General features: G+C 59.0%; 17 protein-coding genes and 1 pseudogene. 6 read left to right on the top strand and 12 right to left on the bottom strand.

Features of this window, described 5'->3' with window-relative positions; translation table 11 throughout:
* Positions 1-355 precede the first annotated feature (355 nt).
* The 7 genes from JF70_RS08005 to JF70_RS07975 form a co-directional block, all read right to left on the bottom strand.
* Positions 356-1,249, bottom strand: a complete 894-nt coding sequence (locus JF70_RS08005) for a 3-hydroxyacyl-CoA dehydrogenase (RefSeq protein ID WP_045935918.1) — start codon at positions 1,247-1,249, stop codon at positions 356-358.
* Between the two features lie 101 nt (positions 1,250-1,350).
* Positions 1,351-2,244, bottom strand: coding sequence for a 3-hydroxyacyl-CoA dehydrogenase (locus tag JF70_RS08000; RefSeq protein WP_045935917.1), 894 nt, complete (start codon positions 2,242-2,244; stop codon positions 1,351-1,353).
* A 258-nt stretch (positions 2,245-2,502) separates the two neighbouring features.
* The gene (locus JF70_RS07995) at positions 2,503-2,898 is read right to left on the bottom strand and encodes a VOC family protein (RefSeq protein WP_029678320.1); all 396 of its coding nucleotides are present in this window, start codon (positions 2,896-2,898) and stop codon (positions 2,503-2,505) included.
* A gap of 118 nt (positions 2,899-3,016) precedes the next feature.
* Entirely contained in the window at positions 3,017-3,550 is a 534-nt protein-coding gene (locus tag JF70_RS07990) for a DUF4411 family protein (RefSeq protein ID WP_045935915.1), read from the bottom strand.
* Complete coding sequence (locus tag JF70_RS07985) at positions 3,547-4,713, bottom strand: ImmA/IrrE family metallo-endopeptidase (RefSeq protein ID WP_045935914.1); 1,167 nt, start codon at positions 4,711-4,713, stop codon at positions 3,547-3,549. The genes JF70_RS07990 and JF70_RS07985 overlap by 4 nt, the downstream gene beginning before the upstream one ends.
* Before the next feature lie 442 nt (positions 4,714-5,155).
* Positions 5,156-7,225 carry a glycoside hydrolase family 31 protein gene (locus tag JF70_RS07980; RefSeq protein WP_045935913.1) on the bottom strand — a complete coding sequence of 690 codons (2,070 nt, stop codon included), beginning with the start codon at positions 7,223-7,225 and terminating at the stop codon, positions 5,156-5,158.
* A 514-nt stretch (positions 7,226-7,739) separates the two neighbouring features.
* The gene (locus JF70_RS07975) at positions 7,740-9,611 is read right to left on the bottom strand and encodes a PfkB family carbohydrate kinase (RefSeq protein WP_045935912.1); all 1,872 of its coding nucleotides are present in this window, start codon (positions 9,609-9,611) and stop codon (positions 7,740-7,742) included.
* A gap of 251 nt (positions 9,612-9,862) precedes the next feature.
* On the opposite strand from JF70_RS07975, the pseudogene JF70_RS07970 reads away from it, so the two are divergent.
* From JF70_RS07970 to JF70_RS07945, 6 genes and pseudogenes are all read left to right on the top strand, one after another.
* Positions 9,863-10,513, top strand: a pseudogene (locus tag JF70_RS07970) (ECF transporter S component); the annotation flags it as partial.
* Positions 10,514-10,659: 146 nt separating this feature from the next.
* Complete coding sequence (locus JF70_RS07965) at positions 10,660-11,478, top strand: energy-coupling factor transporter transmembrane component T (RefSeq protein WP_045935910.1); 819 nt, start codon at positions 10,660-10,662, stop codon at positions 11,476-11,478.
* Complete coding sequence (locus tag JF70_RS07960; RefSeq protein ID WP_045935909.1) at positions 11,475-12,323, top strand: energy-coupling factor ABC transporter ATP-binding protein; 849 nt, start codon at positions 11,475-11,477, stop codon at positions 12,321-12,323. The genes JF70_RS07965 and JF70_RS07960 overlap by 4 nt, the downstream gene beginning before the upstream one ends.
* Positions 12,320-13,138 (top strand): energy-coupling factor ABC transporter ATP-binding protein, encoded by an 819-nt coding sequence (locus JF70_RS07955; RefSeq protein ID WP_045935908.1) that lies wholly within the window; start codon positions 12,320-12,322, stop codon positions 13,136-13,138. The genes JF70_RS07960 and JF70_RS07955 overlap by 4 nt, the downstream gene beginning before the upstream one ends.
* A 34-nt stretch (positions 13,139-13,172) precedes the next feature.
* The gene (locus tag JF70_RS07950; RefSeq protein ID WP_045935907.1) at positions 13,173-14,096 is read left to right on the top strand and encodes a nucleoside hydrolase; all 924 of its coding nucleotides are present in this window, start codon (positions 13,173-13,175) and stop codon (positions 14,094-14,096) included.
* Between the two features lie 40 nt (positions 14,097-14,136).
* Positions 14,137-15,585 carry an MFS transporter gene (locus tag JF70_RS07945; protein ID WP_015022602.1) on the top strand — a complete coding sequence of 483 codons (1,449 nt, stop codon included), beginning with the start codon at positions 14,137-14,139 and terminating at the stop codon, positions 15,583-15,585.
* Positions 15,586-15,740: 155 nt separating this feature from the next.
* Here JF70_RS07945 and JF70_RS07940 read toward each other — a convergent pair whose 3' ends face one another.
* From JF70_RS07940 to JF70_RS07920, 5 genes are all read right to left on the bottom strand, one after another.
* On the bottom strand, positions 15,741-16,712 hold the full coding sequence (locus JF70_RS07940) for a siderophore-interacting protein (RefSeq protein ID WP_052690811.1): 972 nt from the start codon (positions 16,710-16,712) through the stop codon (positions 15,741-15,743).
* A gap of 152 nt (positions 16,713-16,864) precedes the next feature.
* A complete protein-coding gene (locus JF70_RS07935) occupies positions 16,865-17,764 on the bottom strand; it encodes an ABC transporter ATP-binding protein (protein WP_045935906.1) in 900 nt (299 codons plus the stop codon).
* 5 nt (positions 17,765-17,769) lie between these two features.
* On the bottom strand, positions 17,770-18,828 hold the full coding sequence (locus JF70_RS07930) for a FecCD family ABC transporter permease (RefSeq protein WP_045935905.1): 1,059 nt from the start codon (positions 18,826-18,828) through the stop codon (positions 17,770-17,772).
* 2 nt (positions 18,829-18,830) lie between these two features.
* Positions 18,831-19,811 (bottom strand): FecCD family ABC transporter permease, encoded by a 981-nt coding sequence (locus JF70_RS07925; protein WP_231578898.1) that lies wholly within the window; start codon positions 19,809-19,811, stop codon positions 18,831-18,833.
* A 114-nt stretch (positions 19,812-19,925) separates the two neighbouring features.
* Positions 19,926-20,996, bottom strand: coding sequence for an iron-siderophore ABC transporter substrate-binding protein (locus tag JF70_RS07920; protein ID WP_045935903.1), 1,071 nt, complete (start codon positions 20,994-20,996; stop codon positions 19,926-19,928).
* Between the last annotated feature and the right edge of the window lie 153 nt (positions 20,997-21,149).

The following is a 21,149-nucleotide window of genomic DNA, read 5'->3' as shown; positions in this document are numbered from 1 at the left end:
CACGCCCCCTGTTGTAAGCCGTGAAAGGCCATGCTCCAGCCTCGTGGCCCACTTAGCAGGATTCGACTCTAACCTTGGAAATTCGGGGTACCAGTAGTTGGGATCAGGGTGGTAATAGAAGTCTGTCGAGGAGGGGCCTGGCTTGAGGGTTGCCGTCCTGGCACTGGTAGAGAATGCTGCGCCGATAGTGGGTCGTCCACATTGTGCGCCCATGATTGGTATAAGGATTGTGTTGGGTATGTAGTCGGATCGCTTCCTGAGCAGCTTGAAGATCGGCAAAGCGAACCCGCCCATTAGGGGGCCTCGCGACGTGGTCCCCTAATGGGCGGGCTCTATTGATAGAAGAGCTGTCCTGTCAGGCCTTCAGGAAGTCAGGATCAGCAAAGGCGGGGTTGGGATAGGTGTAGAACCCTTCTCCCGAATCCTTGCCGGTCTTGCCCTCATCCATCATCTTCTGGATCTTATCCATGAAGGGCTTGAAGTCAGGGTTGTCGCCCTGCTGCTCCTTGGTGATGTTGAAGGCCGTCCGCAGCCCCACAACGTCAAAGATGGCAAAGGGTCCCATCGGGGCGCCCGTGCCGATCATCCAGGTCTTGTCCACCGTCTCCGGGTCTGCGATGTCGTGTCCCCAGAGGTGGGCGGCGGCGTTCAGCAGGGGGATGAGAAGGGTGTTCAGGACGTATCCGGGCTGCTCCTTCTTCAGGACGATGGGGACCATGCCGATTTCCTTGGCATAGTCCACGATCTCGTTGAAGACCTTGGGGTCGGTCTGCTCGGAGCCCATGATCTCTGCGGTGTTGTTCAGCCAGACCTGGTTGGCAAAGTGCATGTTCAGGAACTTGTCCGGTCTGCCCGTGTCAGGCGCGAAGGTGCTGGGCACGTAGGTGGAGGAGTTGCTGGTGAAGATGGTGTCCTCGGGCGCCAGCTTGGCCAGGCTCTGGTAGAAGTCGTGCTTGATGGAGGGCTTCTCGGGGACAGCTTCGATGACCAGGTCAGCGTTCTTGACAGCCTCGGCCATGTCGGCGGTAAAGGACATGTTGTTCAGTCCGGCATCGAACTGCTCATCAGTGGCGTTGATGTCGCGCTTGTAGGAATCGCGCAGGTTCTTGACACGCTCCTCTGCGGCTGCCACAGCCTGATCGTTGATGTCGTAGATCGTCACTTTCTTGCCCTTGAAGGCTGATTGATAGGCGATCTGGCTGCCAAGCACCCCACCGCCGGCAACCGTGACATTATGAATGTTCGTCATAGAAACCTCTTTCATTTGTGGTATCCATCCTTGGATACGTTCTTCCATAGTAGAGCCAGGTCTTGGACGGGACCTGACTCACAGATGCAGCAGACAGACGATCAGGCCTTGAGGAAGTCCTCATCCTTGTAACGCGGGTTCGGATAATCATAGAATCCGTGGCCTGCGTCACTGCCGGTCTTCCCCTCGTCGAGCATCTTCCGGACCTTCTCCAGGAAGGGCTTGAAGTCAGGGTCGTCGCCTTTCTGTTCCTCGATGATGTTGTAGATGGTCCGCAGGCCGACCGCGTCATAGGCGCCGAAGGGGCCGACGGGCGAGCCAGTGCCGATCATCCAGGTCTTGTCGATGGTTTCAGGGTCTGCTATGTCGTTGCCCCAGAGGTAGCCGGCATCCTCCAGGAAGGGGACCAGCAGGCTGTTGAGGATGTACCCGGGCTGCTCCTTGTGGAGTGGGATGGGGACCATGCCGATTTCCTTGGCATAGTCGACAATCTCATTGAAGATGTCGGGGTCGGTCTGGTCGGAACCCATAATCTCGGCGGTGTTCATGCGCCACACGTGATTGGCGAAGTGAAGGCAGAGGAACTTGGCCGGACGACCGGTGTCTGCGGCATAGGTGCTGGGCACGTAGGTGGAGGAGTTGCTGGCGAAGATGGTCTTCTCAGGGGCTACCTTGGCCAGGCTCTGATAGAAGTTGTGCTTGATGGAGGGTTTCTCGGGGACAGCTTCGATGACCAGGTCGGCGTCCTTGACGGCTTCGGCCAGGTCTGCGCTGTAGCTCAGGTTATTCAGGCCAGCATCGAACTGCTCGTCGGTGGCATTGATGTCATGCTTGTAGAGGTCGCGACGGTTCTTGATCCGCTGTTCCGCCGCTGCAATGGCCTCATCATTGATGTCGTAGATTGTGACTTTCTTGCCCTTGAAGGCTGATTGGAAGGCGATCTGGCTGCCCAGCACCCCGCCGCCGGCCACCGTGACATTCTCAATGTTCGTCATGAGAAACTTCTTTCATTATCGGGCGCCCCGCATTGGACGCAATGCTCATTTTAGTGGAGAAATACGGGTCACATTGAAAGGGGTTTTGTGTCGGAAGTGGCTGGTTTCTAGGGAAATTCGGGTGAATTCAGTTCCTTGCAGGTTGCAGATAAATGTGTCTCATTACTCACATGGGATTGCCCGTATGGAGCTCTGCGCTCGCTGTATACAGGATTCGCACGTCCGGCTGTGTCTTCTTGCAGCCTGATCGGATGGCATTCAGAGAATCTGGCAGAACTCGATGGTCTCCTGGTTGGGGCCAATGACGTTGAAGTAGCGGATTCCGTGCTGCCAGAAGGTGGGAATGGACTGGATGGAGTCCTCTCTGATGTTCAACCCCATCTCCAGGGCATGCTCGTAAGCAGCATCGATGTCTGGCGCGTCCAGTGCCCAGTGGTTGATGGCCCCGGTGCGCATGGGCGCAGGCTCGCCCTCCCAGGTTTCGATGGTCAGATGGCCCAGACGCAGAAAGGCGCAGCGATTCTCTCCGTTGGGGTAGATGCCGACCAGCTCGAACCCGAGTTTGTCGGTGTAGAAGTCGATGGTCTCGTCCAGATCGCGGGCGACCATGCCCGAGTGCTGCAGGTCCTTGGCATAGTCCGACATTGGCCTCATGATGGCCGCTCCTTTGGTATCTTGATGCTGCGGTGCTTCCTTGCATCTACTCTAGGCGATGACGCGTCTGGAGATAAGGGCGAGATAGAAAGTGAAGCAGGCTTTGTCGTCTGAATCTTCAGAATCCTCCAACGTCCTGCATGAAAGCGAATAGGCCCACAGTGTTAACCGTGAGCTGGGAGGCGACAGTCGGAATCTTGGGATGTCTCCACGGGCGATCCGATTCAGCTTGGGATTGCTCGAAAGTGACGATGGTAGCGCCGTAAAACTTGGCCGTGGCAATCAACCAGGGGTCGGCGATATCTCTGTCAGCCCATTCACGTACCGCTGTAGGTTGGTAACCGTTTTCGGGGCGGGCAATCTGGTTGAGCACTGTCCCATACGCTTCTACAATGCCATCCTCTTTCTCGCAGGCGACCATAATGCTTTTTACTGCGTCCAACCAGACATCGACTTCCGGACAGTTGTGACCATATACCTCGTCGCGAACTTTGTCGATGATTGTCACTTGGCCCTCGTTGACCAGATCATGTAGATGATTCCAGAACGGTTTCGACAAAGCAAACTGAGGGCTGTAGTACCGGTTGTATGGTTCGATCAGGCAGTTTGCATCAATAAGATAGGGCGAATCCATGAATGATGGCTGCATCATGAGACGGCTCTTTTCATGAGCTTGGTGAAAGTGTCGCCTGTGATACCCATGAGGCGATAGGCATCTAAATATGTGGTTCCCCCTTTGTCCACGCTGCTTGCTAGCCGTTCCAGGAATCGGGAATCGAATCTGCTCAGTTCGGTGTCATAAAAGTCTGGGGAACCTTGCTTATTTTCAGTTTCTTCTGACCAGGTTTGGGCGGCCTGGTTGCATTTCTGGAAGGTTTCCTGGCTGATCAGCTTATGTTTCAGGGCGCGAAGGGCCAAAGCGGTATGGGAGACAGGGAAGCGCTTTTTTAGTTCTTTCATCCGCTCGTCCAATGTGGTATCGTTCGGAATGCTCTGCCATGCTTCCAGGAAGTCTTCGTCTGGCAACAATATGGCCGTCGCTACTTCATTGCAGACCTGTTCAAGCCTGGTGATTCCGGTGGGTAGGGCGGTGTCATTGTATAATTCATCAGCTCCCAGCCAAACATGTGCCAGCTCATGCACCAGGGAGAAGAGGCGAGCGGTTTCGGGCTCGTCAGTCTTGTTGATAAATATCAATGGGGCGTATGGATCGATGAGTGCAAAAGCCCGAAATTCTTTGGGGTCGAGTGGTCTGCTGGCGTTGTTGCCGACTACTCCGTTCTGCATGATGAGAATCCCGGTGCCCTCAGCGCGCTCGCGCAGTAGTTTGAAAGCCTTAGCTGGTTTATGCAGGTCGGATTTGCGATACCAATGTTCATCAATCTTCAGAGCTCGACGAATATCCTCGGCGATAAGGTTGCTGTCGTCATTGATGGTCCGGGAACCCACCTGTTCCAGTCGGGTGCCTTCATTATCGATACGGTCTTGCCTCGCCCAGTCCTGAATGGCGGTCATCTGGTCAATGGTGTCCACAAGATCTCGGGAAGGATGTCCTTGTGGCTGCTGGCTGCCGACAGTGCGTTTGGCATAGACGGGTGGCGTATCATCAATGGGCTCATCCATGAAGAAGTAGCCGAATGGCACGTGCAACTTGTCACTGATGTCATGTAGCTGAGAGACAGTAGGCCGTTTGGTGCCCTGTTTCCATGCGTCAATATTCTGACGTTGTTCTTCACCTAGACGGTCTTCAGCGCCTATGGATATGACCCAATCGAGGATGGTGCGGGGAACATTGACGCGTACTGTTTGAGCCATCGTTCCCCTTTCTGTATCTCGAATCCTATCTGGCCATAGGTACGGCTATTGCGTGCTAGTTAGTCATTTTCGCAGAGCACTTTGGACATCATCATTCGCTCTTTGAGGGCTATGAGCAAGTCTATCAGGGGCTCCGGTGCCAGTTGCTGACCAGGCCGGTTGGAATTGATGCTGGCAGAAATCGTGGTCATCGGCATCCGTTTATTGGCCTATTGCTCCATTTCTCGTTTACGTTACAACCGGCTTCCAGAAGATGGGCTCTTTACGGTTCGTCACTCGGTGATTCGCTACCCGATGACTTGGCAAACTCCCTGAGCGAACGTTGCGCAGTGAAGAATATGAGCATGAAAGTTCAATGGAACTGGGAACGGGATGAATCATGCCTTGAATAAGAAGTCGGGCCAGGACGAGCGGTCCTGACCCGATGCGAATGACGGATATATCAGAGCATGCCCAGCAGCTCGTGGCTTCTGCTGTCTCTGGCGAATACTGGCAGGGTATCCAGTGGGGCTTCTGCGGTGATCGTCTGGCCTCCGTCGTACATGGCTCCGTCGCGAAGATCCTGCCATTGTGTAGTCGCGTCCCCAGGCAGGTAGACCTGTCGAGATCTGGCTCCTTCCTCTGTCACGGGGGCTACCAGCAGATCGGGTCCGAGCATATACTCGTCGGCGATGTCAGAGGCAGCGTCGTCATGGGGGAATTCGTAGAACAGCCCCCTTATGAGCGGCTGCCCATCCTCATGCGCTTGAGCAAACAGCTCACGCAAATAAGGGCGAAGATGTTCTCGGATCTTGATGAACTTGACATAGATGTCTTCGACGGACTTGCCGTAGCTCCATGGTTCATTGCTCGCTCCGGACGGTAGTCGCCGTTCGCCTCGCGCTGTAGTGATGGCAGTCTTGGTGGTCCCGTCGGGGTGATGCTGGCTACGGTCACCGTGATTGCGCATGACGGGCGAGAAGCAGGAAAATTGCGCCCACCTCAATAACAGTTCACGGAAGGTGGGATCGTCGATATCGCCATTGTGGAAGCCACCCAGGTCGGTGGTGAACCAAGGAATGCCGGCCATGCCCATATGGATAGCGCAGGTGATTTGTGCTCTGAACGCCTCGAAGGTGGACGCCACATCGCCCGACCATACAAGAGCCCCATATTGCTGGGATCCGGCCCAAGCGCATCTGGTGAGGTTAACGATCTGCCCCTGGCGTCCGTAGGCCAGCTGCCCCTCGTAGAACCCCCTGTTGTATTCCCGCGGATACAGATTGGCTGTCTGCTGAGCAGGTCCAGCCCAGTAGCGGTAATTGCTGAAATCGTAAGTGCCGTACTCTGGTTCGGCTTCATCCAGCCAGAAGGCATCGACGCCGACATCGGCGTAGTGCTCACGGCATTTCTCCCATACATATTGGCGGGCTCGAGGGTTGGTGGCATCGTAGAACTGGCTGGGCCCCTCGAACATCATGCCGAGGTCTTCGCCGTGGTCTGCTCGCACCAGCAGATTCTTGGCCTTCATCTCTGGATAGTTTTCAGAAGTCAGTGCTATCTGCGGCCAGACTGACACCATGAGTCGGATCCCCATCTTGTGCAATTCGTTGCTCATGCTGACGGGATCCGGCCAGAATTCGTCCTCGAACCTGAAATCACCCATGTGAGGCCAATGGAAGAAGTCGATGACAATGAGGTCCAGAGGGATGTTGCGTTTTTTGAACTCTCTGGCAACCTCCAGCAATTGATCCTGGTTCCAATAGCGAAGCTTGCTCTGCCAAAATCCAAGACCCCATTCAGGCATCTGAGGAGCATGGCCGGTAGCGTCTGCGTAATGGGCCATAATAGAGCGGTAATCGGCACCGGCTGTAACCCAGTAATCAATCTGTCGAGTGCTGTCCGCCGACCATTGGGTCTTGTTTTTCCCAAAACTGACGGAACCGACGGCTGGATTGTTCCAGAGGAATCCGTATCCACAGCTGGAGACGACGAAGGGTATGGAGATTTGCGAGTTCCTATGGGCCAGTTCGAGCGTGCAGCCTTTCAGATTCATGATGTTCTGTTGATATTCACCCATGCCGTACAGACGTTCGTTTTCCGGAGGCACGAATGTCACCTTGACCTGGTGGTCGCCTCCCACGATGGGAGTGAAAGAACGCGCTCTTAAATTCAGGGAGCCGCCATCGCTCATCTCACTGAAGAGCAGCTTGCCGTCGGTGCGCCAAAAGCTGAGCAGGCACTTGTCGGTATAACCGTTGCCTGTGTCAATGCCGCCCGAAGCCTGCGCCTTGACCATGAGAGATCCGTTGATTATGGTGGCTTGTCCCCGCTGGTCATCGATGCTTATGTGCACCGCATCGGCAGGCTCGTGGTGGTCTCGTAAAAGCGCCCAGTCCGGGTCTTCGGGTTCGTGCATCTGCGAGGATCGGACACGTATCGAATCTGATCCCCAGGGCTCGATGCAAAGGTATTCGCCGTTGCCTGTCCACTTCAGGGTTTGGCCATCGGTGGTAAATGTTGAATGTTGCATTGATTCGGTACCCTTTCAATTGGTTGATTCACCTTTGAGATCAGTCCTTTATCGCACCTGCTGTAACTTCCGCAACGATACGTTTCTGTGCGGCCATGAGCAGTATTGCGGTTGGCACCGAAGTCAGAACAGTTGCAGCCATCAATGGCCCCCATTCCGGATTCTGCGCCCCATAGAATTATAGAGGCCTATCGTGATGGGGCACGTGCGGCCCCGTCGGAATCCAGCGTTGATGAAAACATGAAGTCGGACCATGCCAAACAATGAGAACAGCGAGGTCGTCACGATGGTTGTAAATATATGCCAATGTGAAGCAGCGTAACGGCGAATGGTACAGCTGCTGTGGAATCCGCAGTGATTGGACCGGCGATGCACGCCAAAAGGCCGAGACGGGGCCATGACCGCAGACCTTGATGATTGGCACGGCAGTCGGAGGACCTGGGGACGTTCGGCTTGAGCCAGAGCAAGGCCTAGGACAATCACAGCCTTCCGACCGGTCTCGTGCCTGGGCCGCTCAGTCGATCAGGCCCTCCAGCTGGCGGCGGTTGATCAGGGAGGGGATGACACCTTCGTGGGCGACGCTGAAGCCCGCGGCCAGATTGGCGATGTGAGCGGCTTTGTCCAGGGAGCATCCGTTGCACAGATAGGCGGCCAGGGCGCTGATGAAGGCATCGCTGGCGCCGGTGTCGTCGATTGTTCGGGTCTCGTGGGCTGGGAAGTCCTGGTGATCGCTGGCAGTGACCAGGGTGCAGCCGCGCTCGCCCAGGGTGATGATGACCTTACCCACCCCGCCGTCGATGAACCGTTTCGCCTTGTCTATCACGGATTCTGGTCCGGGTATCAGGGTGTTCAGCTCGTTGAGATTCGGGATCAGGATGTCAATTGAAGGCAGCAGGTCTTCAGGCAGGTGGTCGCAGGATGACGGTTTGACGATGGTGGCGGCCTGGTGGCGCTTGGCCGTTCTGCAGGCCTCGGCGACAGTGTCCATGGGGATCTCTGTTTGGATCAGGCAGTAGCCGGTGTTTCTGAAGATCTGGTCGCGCTCGGTGATGTCGTCCGGGGTCAGGGATTCGTTGGCGCCCGCCACCAGGGAGATCATCGACTCGCCCTTGCTGTCGACGAAGATATAGGCTTTGCCCGTGTCTGCCCCGCTGACTCTGCGCACACCAGAGGCATCCACATGGGCTTGCCTCATCGTTTTGTAAATGTAGTCTGCAGCCGGATCACTGCCGACATTGCCGATCAGGGAAACCTGATGCTGCAGTCTGGCTACGCCTACAGCCTGGTTGGTGGCCTTGCCCCCAGGTGTGGAGGCGAAGTTTCTGGTCGTGGTGGTCATACCCGCCTTGGGCAGGCTGGGGGCGGTCAGGTAGGTGTCCACGTTGATGCTGCCGACCACCACGATCTTTTTGCATTGTTGGTCCGGGGGCCGACCGACGGTCTTCTCGCCGTCCAGGGTGAAGACGTGCTCGAAGGTCTCGCTTGGACCGGACTCATGCTCGATGGAGCGGATGATTCGTCGGCACAGGTAGGCGCCAAAATCGGCATTGCGCATGACGTAGGACGATATCTCCGGGCTGCCCGGGTAGCGCAGATGCACGTTGGTGTCGTTCATCAGGGAGACCAGGGAGAGGTCCTGGGGCAGGCGGTAATGCATGGATTCGGCGAATTGGAGGAATTCCAGGGCGTGGTGGTAGTGGGATGCCACGACTCCGGTGACCTGCCGGTTCTCCAGGACCCGGGTCAGGTCCTCACCGATGGTTTCCAGGACCATGTCGGTATGGTACTGGAGGTTGTGGTCGAACAAGCAGCGACGATAACCGTGCAGGAAGCTCTGGGTCCGTCGGCCCGGCGAGAGCAGACAGGCGATGCTGGTGTGATGGCGCTTGATCAGCTCTTCAGTAAGACTGTAGGCAGCCTCCTCGTAGGGCATGAGTGCGGCCCGGTCGTCTCCCAGGGGTCCAATGGTGAGTTCGGGGATTCCTCCTGCCTCGATCCTGCTTTTCAAGGCCAGGCTTGTCTGGTCGATCGGCTCCCAGACCATGCCATCCACCCGATGCTCCAGAGCGGCCAGGATGTTGCGTTCCTCCTGGTCATGATCGCCGTAGCTGTTGAAAACCAGGGTGCCGTACCCCGACTTCTGTGCCTGCTGGATGATCCCGTCCAAGGTGGAGTCCATGGAGATGGATGAACTGAGCAGGACCCCGATTCTCCAGGTGGTGGTGCTGGGCTTGGAGGATCCGTAGGGCGTGTAGTGGTACTTCCTGACCAGTTCGAGGACCCTGTCGCGCGTGGCGGCTGTGATGCTCGCGTCCTTGTGATTCACAATCTTGGAGACCGTCGATGTGGATACGCCGGCAAGCTGAGCAATGTCCTTGATGTTCATGGGGTTTCCTGTCCTCCTCATCTCTGAAGCTCCGGCGAACGGCTTTGTCGACCTGCTGGATCTAGCGAATCAAGCTTACCTGAGGGATCGTCGTCGGAGGTTTCGCATTTGACACCCCATGCGGCTGTTGATAGTCTCTGTCAATGAAAGTTGTTTACTAAAGTGGTTTCTCAAAGCGGTGATGCGGATCTGGCTGTGAGCGACGGCCATCTGCAGAAATCGACATTCAAGGACCAAAGGCGGTACGGATTATGAGCGCGCGATCGTTGTGGAGAGGGATCACTGCGCAGTTCTCGACAAAATCCTTGGTGTTGATACCCATCGCGGTGGGCATCAACCTCATCGGCGGGACCCTGAGCTCTACCCTCAAGCTGCCGCTCTTCCTGGATATGATCGGCACCACGGTCATCGCCTGTCTGTCCGGCCCCTGGGTGGCCGCCCTGTGCGGGCTGCTGACCAACGTCTTCCTCGCCCTGGTGGCCAATCCGGTCTATCTGCCCTATGCGCTCTCCAGTGTTCTGTGTGGCCTGGTGATTGGGTACATGGTCAAGGCCGGGCTCTTCAAACGGATATGGGGAGTGGTCCTGGTCTGGCTGGCCTGCGCCCTGGTCAACACGGTCACCGCCTCTTTGATCACCGTGTTCGTCTACGGAGGTGCCACCGGAGTCAACGGCACCTCGGTCCTCACGGCTGCACTTGTGGTGGCTGTCAAGAACATCGTCATCTCGGTGCTGTCCTCCTCCATGCTGGAGAATCTGATTGACAAGGGAATTACCGTCCTGATCGCTTATGTGATCGTGCGACGAATCCCCAAACGCTTCCTGAGCCAGTACGCCCTGGACAGCAGCGATAACCAGGTTGAACTGGACGATTTGGATGACCTGGATGAGGACGAAGACGAGGACGAACGCGAAGCGACTGGGGCGTCCAGTCGGGAGAGTTCGGCACGGCCGGGGAAGATCGACGGCGCGATGGAATCTGAGCGGGACCCATCGACAGGCGACCCAGCGGACTTGGACTGTGAACGTACCCAAAGGTCTGAACGCTGATGCCTGGCCCTGCTTCGAACCGGATTCCTGATTCTCCACTGGCCCGCATGCATCCCATGGCCAAGATCGTCGGCGTGTGCTCCTTGGGCCTGGCGACCTTGGTCTGGCCGGACTTCACTCTGGGCCTGGGGATTATCGTCGCGCTTTTTATCGCAGCGGCCCTGGCTCGGGTGCTCAGGCCCTTTTCCGGGGTCATGCTTGGGTTTGGCATTCCCGTCACGCTCATGTTGCTGTTCATCCAGGGGTGCTACAGCCCGAGGAATACCAGGGTCATTTTTGACCTGGGATTCGCCCAAGTGGGCCTCGAAGGCAGCCTCTATGCGGCCAGAATCGTAGTGACACTTTTGGTCTTCCTGGGGTCTTTCTACCTGACCAATAAAACCACCTACATGGGTCGCCTGGTTGCGGCTCTGACACAGATCGGCGTTCCATCGAAGATAGGCTACCTGATCCTGGCCAGCCTGAATGTGGTCCCGCAGATGCAGCGCAGGATTGCGATCATTGAGCAGTCCCAGCATGCACGTGGCCTGGAGACTGGCGGCAGCCTGATTTCCCGGGTGCGGGCCTTCTTGCCCCTGCTTGGGCCGGTTGTCCTTTCTTCCCTGACGGATTCGCAGGAGCGCGGGATGACCCTGGAGACCCGGGGATTCGGCATCCGGGGGGTGCGGCAGACCAGCTACCTTGAGGTGGTCTGGCGGCGCAGTGACACCGTGGTGACCATCCTGTTCACCGTGTTTTTGGTGCTGGCCCTGGTGCTCGGTTGCCTCTCGCGCACTGGGCTGATCACCCTGGCAATCCAGTGGGGAGGTCGGGCATGACCGAGGTCATACGAGTGGACGACTTCTCCTTCAGATACCGTGACGCCAATCGGACCACCTTGAAGCGGGTGAGTTTCAGCGTTGAGCAGGGCAGCTTCTTCTGTATCGTCGGAGCCAACGGGTCGGGCAAATCGACCCTGTGCAATGCCCTGGTCGGTCTGATTCCGCACTATTTTGTAGGCAAATCCAGGGGAAGCGTCCGGATCGAGGACAGGGACGTAGCCGCTTCGACCATTGCCGATCTGTCCAGACATGTGGGCCTGGTCTTTCAGAATCCCTTCAATCAGCTTTCCTATACGGCAGGGACCGTGGCCGAGGAACTGGCCTTCGGGCTGGGCAATCATGGGGTTTCACGTGAAACCATGCATGCCAAGGTGGCCCGGGTGGCTGCTCTTATGCATATCGAGGACCTGCTCGACAAGAACCCCCTGGAGCTTTCCGGCGGACAGGTGCAGCGGGTGGCCCTTGGCTCGACCTTGATCATGGAGCCGGACATCCTGGTCCTGGACGAATGCACGGCCCAGCTGGACCCGCTTGGCAGCGAGGAGATCTTCGACATTGTCAAGCGGCTCAACCAGGAGGGGATCACCGTAGTCATGGTCGATCACGATATGGAGCGGGTCGCCCGATGCGCCGACCAGGTCATGGTCCTGGGTGCAGGCCGGGTCCGCGCCCTGGGAACACCCGAGGAGGTCTTCACCGATCCCGATGCCGAGAAGTGGAGGATTGACATACCGGACTACGTCAAGCTCGGCAGAGGTCTGGAGGACGCAGGATTCGACCTGTCGGATCTGCCCGTACGCGAGGACCAGGCGGTAGGCATGATTCGGGAGGCGCTGCGATGAGGCTCGACCTGGAGCATCTGGAGTATGTCTACCCGCATGGCCATCGTGCCCTGGACGGAGTGGACCTGACCCTCGAAGGTGATCGGCCCGTGGCGCTGATTGGTCAGAACGGCGCTGGCAAGACCACCCTGGCCAAGCATCTGAACGGCATCCTCAGGCCGACCAACGGCCGGATACTGATCGACGGCGTCGATCTGGCTACGGCGGACACGGCCCAGTGGGCCCGAAAGGTGGGGTACGTCTTCCAGAATCCCGACGATCAGCTCTTTCTGGACAGCGTGCGTAAGGAATTCGAGTTCGGTCCCCGGCAGCTGGGGTTCGATCAGGATCTGATAGGGCGACGTATGGAGCAGGTGGCTGGGTTGGTGGGCCTGGCGGACCGGCTGGACGATCATCCTTTCGACCTGAGTCCCACCGAGAAGAAGTTCTGTGCCATCGGTTCGGTCCTCATGATGGATACGGGTGCCGTGGTCTTCGACGAGCCCACATGCGGGCAGGACAAGGCCGGCAATGATCGGCTGGCTGCCATCATCGCCCGGCTGCGGGACCAAGGCAGGCTCTGCATCACGATTTCCCACGACATGAAGTTCGTCACCCGCAACTTCCCCAGGGTCGTGCTCATGCAACATGGCCGGGTCCTGCTGGATGGCAGCCGCGAGGAGGTCTTCGCCCGGGAGGATGTGCTCAAGCAGGCCTATGTGACGCCTCCGCCCATCACCCGGGTGGCCCGGCAGGTCGGGTTGGAGGGCCCGGTCTTCACCGTCTCTGCCTTTGTCGATGCGGCCCGGCGGGCCAAAGCGGGGGCAGGAATTTGAGTTTGGATACGACAAGAGCAAAAGGAGTGAAGCAATGACCAGACCACTGATCATCGACACGGACCCTGGCATCGATGATGCCGCGGCCATTACGATGCTGGTCGACGAGCCCGGCTTCGACATCAGGCTGATAGCCTCGGTGTCCGGCAATGTGGGCATCGGCCACACCACCAACAATGCCCTGAAGCTGCTGACCTTCCTGGGCCGGCGCATCCCCGTGGCCCGTGGCGCGGCGGCCCCGCTCATGCGTGACAACAGATTCGCCACCGAAGCCCACGGCAAGTCGGGGATGGGGTCATTCGTCTTTCCTGAGCCGGACACCAGCCTGCTGACCGAGAACAATGCGGTCCTGGAGGAGCGGCGGGTGCTTCTGGAGAGCGATGAGCCAGTCACCATCCTGACCTTGGGCCCTCTGACCAATATCGCCCTGCTGCTGGCCACCTTCCCGGAGGTCAAGGACCACATCGATCGGATCGTCATGATGGGAGGCTCCACCGGACGCGGCAACATCGGGGTCTATGGCGAGTTCAACATCTCCGTCGATCCTGAGGCTGCCAGGATGGTCTTCCGTAGCGGGCTGCCTGTGACCATGGTTGGCCTGGACATCGGTCGCAAGGCCCATCTGGTCGCCGGCGATCTGGACGACCTGGACGCAGCCGGCGAAGTGGGCGGCATGGTCGCCTCCCTCTTCCGGTCCTACGACGGCGGACATATCGAGGAGGGAATCAAGATGTATGACCCCTCCGCCGCCATGGTCCTGCTTCAGCCCGACTTGTTCACCATGCGCGAGGCCTTTGTGGATGTCGAGATCTCCAGCCCGCTCACCTTGGGCGCCACGGTAGTCGATTACGACGGCATCCTCGGCGGCAAGGCCAACGCCAGCGTCTGCGTGGACGTGGATGTGGATGGATTCCGCTCCGCCTTTGTCGACAGGGTCGGCCGGGTCCGCCGCCAGTAGCTTCCGCATTGAGAAGAACCGAAAGGAAACTAAGGAAAAAATGAGTGAGTCAACTGTCTCCGAGGAGCAGAAGAACGGCATACCCGTTCCCGAGGAGGGGACTCCCGAGTTCGCGAAAATGAACAAGATGGCCCGCGTGGCCATCCCGGTGGTCCTGATCATCTTCACCCTGGGCGTGCTCCAGCAGCAGGCCTTCGGCATGATCTACGTGAACATCGGCAAGCAGCTCAACCAGGCCAATCTGGCTCCGCTGATCACCTCGCTGCCCGGCATCATCCTGGGAATCGTCTGCGTCATCTACGGCTCCCTGGGCGATTTCGTCTCCCTGAAGAAGATGATGATCCTGGGCACGATTGTCTTCGTGCTGGGATCGATTCTGGGATGCTTCGGCACCTTCAGCATCTGGATCGTCATCGCCGCCCGCGTGGTGCAGTCGGCCGGCTGGCAGGTTTCCGGATCCATCTTCCTGGTTCTGGTCTCCAAGTATGTGGAGAAAAAGAAGCGCGTGCTCTGGTACGGTGTCTTCGTCGCGGTCTTCCGCTTCGCCGCCGCCCTGGGAGTCTTCCTGGCCGGCTACATGACCCTGCTCGACTGGCGCTGGCTCTTCGGCGTGGGCATCCTGGCCGTCTTCTTCATTCCCGTCCTGGCCAAGAACCTGCCCGACCAGCATGCCGCTGGCGTCAAGATCGACGGAATCGGCTTCACGCTGATCGGACTGTTCGCCGCTTCGGTGACCATGTTCTTCACCGACATCAACTGGGGCTGGGGCATTGCCTGCATCGTGACCCTGGTGGCCTTCCTGGTCTATGTCAACAAGGCCAGCAACCCCTTCATCACTCCGAAGATGCTGACCAACCCGGCCTTCGCCATGACTATGACCGTCATCTTCGTCGGCTACTTCTTCAGCTACACCCTGAACGCGGGCGTCAACGCCATTGGTCTGAACGTGTACGGCATCGACTCCTCCAAGGTCTCCAACCTGCTGGTCTGGTCCATCATCCTGGCCGGCATCATGGGATTCGCTGCCGGGCCCATCATTCAGAAGATCGGGCGCAAGGCTTCGGTCATCCTGGCTCTGGCCTGCATGGGCGGCGGCCTGATCGCCATCGCCTTCCTGATTCCCGCCGGCAAGATCTGGGCCCTGGCTGTGGCGCCCTGCATCTACTACTTCGGCACCTCCTTCTTCTACCAGCCCATCGTTGACACCGCGACCCTGACCGTGGCTCCTGAGGAGTCCGGCCGTGTGCTCGGCTTCAACGACCTCCTGCAGGCCATCACCGGCTCTGTCGGCGTCGCCCTCTTCGGGCAGCTCATGGCCAACGGATCCATGGGTTCGGGCAGCCTGGCCGGCACCGCGCAGGGCCTGGCTTCGACCTACGCCAATGTCTTCATGATCGGTGGCGTCATCATCCTGCTGGGCCTGGTGCTCTTCATCTGCTCCATGAAGATGATCTACAGCCACTCCCGCGTGGCTGAGGATGAGGACTGATCTTCCGAGCTACTCATTGAGGGAACCGGGTCCGGGGTGTGCCCCTGGCCCGGTTCTTTTGATATGAAAATATGGGATGGAACTGCGAGCAGGCCTTTCGTGACATCGCGGATTGAGTTTCTGCTGCTCCACAGCGACCCCGTCATCGTAGCCGGTCAGGACATCTCGCTGCGTCCCTGACGCCAATATCCCATGAAAGAGACGTTACGCCGGTCCATTCCCCGGTCTCTGACCAGCATGCGCCTCAGTTCGCGGACAGTGGCCGCCTCTCCGGCGATCCAGGCGTACAGGTCGTCGGCACGAATGGAGGCATCGGCTTGGGTGGCATCGGCAGTCTCCCAGAGCAGCTCTTTGTCGATATCGACCTCTGTGAATTCCTTGGAGGATTCATCGGCTACGGCCGTAGGCGAATGAATCGGTAGGTCCTCCAAGAGGTTGCGCATGGCTTCGATAAGGGCATGTCCATGACCGGATTCGTCGCAGGTCGTCCAGATGACGCGGATTCCTTCGAGTTCGGGCAGCGGAAGACGATCCTCTTCGGCCGGGACTTCGATCACTGCCACCCCGTCACCCTGCCAGTGGTCGCGGATCAGACTGTCCATTATGGCGGCGATGGCTGGTACCGCCGTCTCATCGCCCACCAGGAGAAGATGTCTGGACTGACCCGGGTGAAAATCCATCCCCGCGACCGGCCCCCCGGCCTGTGCATTGGGGCCGATGATGATGGCCTGGTCGCCAGGTTTTGCAGCCTCTGCAAAGGCTCCAGCAGGTCCGGCATGATCGTGGATGACGAAGTCCACATCTATTTGCTCGCTCTCGGGCCTGACCTTGCGAACCGTATAGGTGCGCATGGGATTGCGACTCTCTGCGGGCAGGGTCCTCCACTTTTGGTACCAGGCGAGCGGATCCTCAGGGGTCGCCTCAAAGAAGGAAGGGGGCAGCACGGATCCTTCGGGAAGGGGTAAAAGGATTTTGATTCGCTCATCGTACCCGGCGTCTGCAAAAATCTTCAGATCCGGTCCCTGGAAGACGATTCGCTTGAAATGGGGCGAGAGCGTTTCCGCTCTGGCTACGGAGACACGGAAGGGGATCAAGGGTACAGGATGATTGTTGGCTTGGCGTTCCACGGCTGGCTCTCTTTCGGTTGAGGTTTATAGGTCGATTTTGGTGTCGGGTTGTTGTCGTTCAGGTTGTGGCAGTTTGTGACTTTGTGGCTTGAGACCTCGCGGTTCAGGACGTCGGGGTAAGCGATGTGGAGGGCGGGACGAGAGGTTTTACATCATCGGATTGTTCGGTGTCGTCCTGTCGAGTCATCCCAGTGTACGTGTACATTGCGATCCCCGCCAGAGTGGGCTTCGAGACTATGGAGGGGTGCCGGGGTCATCAAGGGGGCGCCGGTGGGCCCATCGGTCACCACGGTGGATGCGATGTCGAATACCTCGCTGACCAGGTTCTCGGTCATGACCTCATCGGGGGCGCCCAGGGCGACCCTCCTGCCATCCTTGATGGCCAGGATCCAATCCGAGTATCTGGCGGCCATGTTCAGGTCGTGGAGAACCATGACCACCGTGACGCCCTCCTGCCTGTTCAGGGTGCTCAGCAGGTCAAGGACCTCAAGCTGGTAGGCGATGTCCAGGTAAGTGGTCGGCTCGTCAAGAAGGAGTATGTCGGTCTGCTGGGCCAGGGTCAGGGCAATCCAGGCGCGCTGGCGTTGGCCTCCGGACAGGCGGTCGATTGGGCACCCCGCCATATCGGTCAGTCCGGTCAGGGCAAGGGCCCGTTCCACCGCCTTCTCATCCTTGGTTGTCCACCGCTCGACGAAGTGGTGGTGGGGGTACCGGCCGCGAGCGACCAGGTCGGCGATGGCGATGCCGGCGGGGGCTGACGGGTTCTGCGGCAGCAGCCCCAGGATCGTCGCCACCTTGCGGGTGGGCATGCTGGTGATGGGTTCTCCGTCCAGCATGACGGCACCCGAGGCCGGTTTCAGTATCCTGGCCATGGCCTTGAGGAAGGTTGATTTTCCGCACCCGTTGGGTCCGATGATGGATCCCATCGTGTGTGGGGGTATATCCAGACTCAGGTCCTCGATGACCGTGCGCCCGCCATAGGTGAGGCGGAGGTGCGATGCGGTCAGCCTATGCGCGATGCTCCAGGAGTCGCCTGTCGGGGGTGATGTCATGATGTTCAGAGCTCCTGTCTGCGGGTCATGAGGACCATGATCGCGATGAGAACGGGCCCGCCCACAATGCTGGTGATGATGCCGACCGGTACCTGGGTTGTGGGCAGATGCTGGGCGACGATGTCGGACCCCAGAACCAGGCAACCACCCACCAGGCCCGACTGGATAAGGGCTGATGCCCCCCGGCCTACCAGGACCGCGGCGATGGGGCCGGAGAGAAAGGAAACGAAGGAGATGGGACCGGTGGTCGCCGTTGCGACGGCCAGGAGCAGCACACCTACGATAATCACCTGGAACTGGACGCGGCTCACTCTGACGCCCAGTCCGGCGGCCATCTCCTGCCCCAGTTGCAGGGTGCTGACATTCCTGTCGAGTGCCAACAGGAGCATGGCGCCGAGCAGGGTTGCTGTTGCAAGTATCGGCAGATCGGTCCACTGGGCATCGGCCAGACTGCCCGTCAGCCATCTGGTCGCAGTCTGGATGTCCCACTGGTCGCTGCGAATCATCAGCCAGGAGCCCAGTGCGTTGAACCCTGCGGCCACTCCGATGCCGATCAGTATCAGCCGGGTCGGGTCAAACGAACCGCGCCAGGCCAGGGCCATGACCAGGAGGGCTGTCAGGAGACCGCCCATGACCGCCAGGCAGACCAGTGGCATACCCGAAAGGCCCAATACGACAATGCCGAAGATGGCGGCCGTGTTGGCTCCGGCCGTAATGCCGATGATGTCCGGGCTGGCCATCATGTTGCGCAGGAGGTGCTGGAAGCCGATCCCGGCCATGCCGAACGCCAGGCCGGCGACACAGCCGATCAGCGTCCGGGGCATGCGCAGCTGGAGAATCACGAACCTGGTACCTTCGTCGCCCTGCCCCCAAACCGTTCCAATCAGGTCGTTCATGGAGTAGGCGCGGTGTCCCAGAACCAGGTCGGCCAGTGTGAGCCCGAACAGAAGTATCACAAGCAGAATGGTGACTGCCAGTGAACGAATGGCTTGGGCCCGTCGTATCCGCTGCAGGTCGGTCATCGTATCGTGCCTATGCGAATCATGAAGGGAATAAGCGACCATGCCTATACCTCCGCGGTTCTTCTGCGCCCGGCCAGAATCACGAATACGGGAGCCCCGATCAGTGCCGTGACGATGCCCACCTCCACATCGGATGGACGGGTGATTATCCTGCCAACCACATCGGCGCCGACCACCAGGAGGGGGCCGATAAGGATGCTCAGGGCCATGATTCGCCTGTAGTCGGGGCCTATGAGCAGTCGTGCCACATGGGGGACCATCAATCCGACGAAGCCGATCGGACCCGCCAACGCCGTACAGGAGGCGCAGAGGAGTATCGCGGCAAGCCAGGCCAGGCTGCGGACGCGTCCGACGTGCATACCCAGTCCTTCGGCCATCTGGTCACCCAGGGTCAAGGCGTTGATTCCGGGTGTCAGGCAGAAGGCGAGTATCAGGCCAAGGGCGAGAAGAGGCAGGACCGGCATCATGAGGTCGAACCGGGCGCCCGAGATTCCACCCACCTGCCAGAAGCGATATGAGCTGATGACATTGACGCGCGGCAGGAGGATGGCGGAGGTAAGGGACTCCAGTACCGAGCTGACCACGACACCGGCCAGGGTCAGCCTCAGGGGCGATGGGCCGGATGGGCCCAGGGAGCCTATGGCCCAGACGACCAGCGCGGTTGTTGCACTGCCCAGCAGTCCCACCCAGACGTACTGGACCGGTGTTGATAGGGAGAAGAAGGCCATGGAGCAGACGATCGCCAGGGCCGCCCCCGTATTGAACCCCAGGATCGACGGGTCCGCCAATGGATTGCGTGATATGCCCTGCATCAGGGTCCCGGCCACCCCGAGCCCGGCACCGACCAGGAGGCCGAGGACGGTGCGGGGGATTCTCAGGCGGATGGCCGAGACCGCGATGTCATCCGAGGAGGCGGACAGGGCGTGGAGGATGTCGGAAGGGCTGACGGAACGGGAGCCGAAAACCAGGGACAGGGCGCAGACCATGACCAGACAGACCGCCAGAATCAGCCCGGACAAGACCATGGGTCTGTTTCCGTTGCGATGCATGGTTGCTCGCCGGGTGCCTGGGCCCGGAGTCACTCCCGACCGCATATATGCGCCACCTCTCCCTCTTTCATCCCCACACCTGCGGCCTGATCAGACCTTGGAGGCAGCCTCGCCCAGAAGCCCGGCGTAGGTGTCGGTCGTCTTCTGGATGGACAGGGCCGAGGGGTCGAGGGCATTGGCCATCTCGCTGTCATTGTCGATGACCACGACGGATCCGCGCGCAACTGCGGGAATCTTGGAGAGAAGGGGGTCCTTGCGCATCGCTTCAAGCAGGTCCGGGGTGCCGTAGGTGACGATGATGTCGACATCCTTGTACCTGTCGGCGTGCTCCGAGGAGATCTCCTTGTAGAAGTCCTCGGTGCTCCTGGAGTCCTCCTTGATGGACTCCGGAGTCTCCAGGCCCAGGTCGTTCAGGAATTGCGGCCGGGCGTCGGAGGTGGTGTAGACGCTGAACTTGGAGAGCTTGGAGGCGTCGAAGTACATGACCGCCCCGGTCTTCCCCTTGATGGCTGAATGGGCCTCGGCGGCCTTTGCGATGCGCTCCTCCAGGTCGGCTATCAGCTGCTTGCCCTTTTCTGGTTCACCGATGGCCTGGGCCGTGGCGGTGATGACCCTGCGCCAGGGGTCGCCCCAGGCCACCTTCTGATAGGCGATGGTGGGCGCGATCCTGCTCAAGGTGTCGTACTGCTTCTTGGTCATGCCGGAGAGCAGGCCGATGATCAGATCGGGCTTGGATGCGGCGATGGCCTCGACATCGATACTGTCTGATTCGTCATGCAGCTTGGGCATATCCGCCTTGTCCACATGCATGTCATCCAGGGCATCCTTGGTCCAGGGCAGGTATCCGCCATCCACGGTCTTGCCGAAGGCGTTCTTCTGGATACTGACCGGCACGACCCCCAAGGCGATGAGGTTGTCGGGGGTGGCCCATCCGACAGTGGCGATGCGCTTGGGCTTGGAGGGTATGGAGGTGGTGCCGTAGACGTGATCGATCTTGACGGGGAAGGAGCCTTGCCCTTCCGTGACCTTTGACTCGCTGGACGGACCTGCCTGCGAGTCCGATCCGCAGGCACCCAGGAAGAACAGGGCGCTTGCCAGCACCAGGATGACTGCGATAGTGCGCTTGAATCGAGTGAGGGAAGGGAATGGTCGAATGTGCATGTGGTTCCTTTGATCGTGCTGTCGAATTGGCATGGTGCACCAGAGCCAGGTACCAGATGTAGCATCGGCCCGGCGGGAAGAAAAGAGTTGATTTCCTTGGTTGCGTGTGTTAAATGGCACGCTGCAAAAACGAGGAGAAAGCGAGGGTTGGGT

This window comes from Bifidobacterium mellis (genome assembly GCF_000967265.1).
Lineage (GTDB): Bacteria > Actinomycetota > Actinomycetes > Actinomycetales > Bifidobacteriaceae > Bombiscardovia > Bombiscardovia mellis.
The sequence above is the reverse complement of the archived record's forward strand: the minus strand, read 5'-3'. Positions and strand labels throughout refer to the sequence as shown.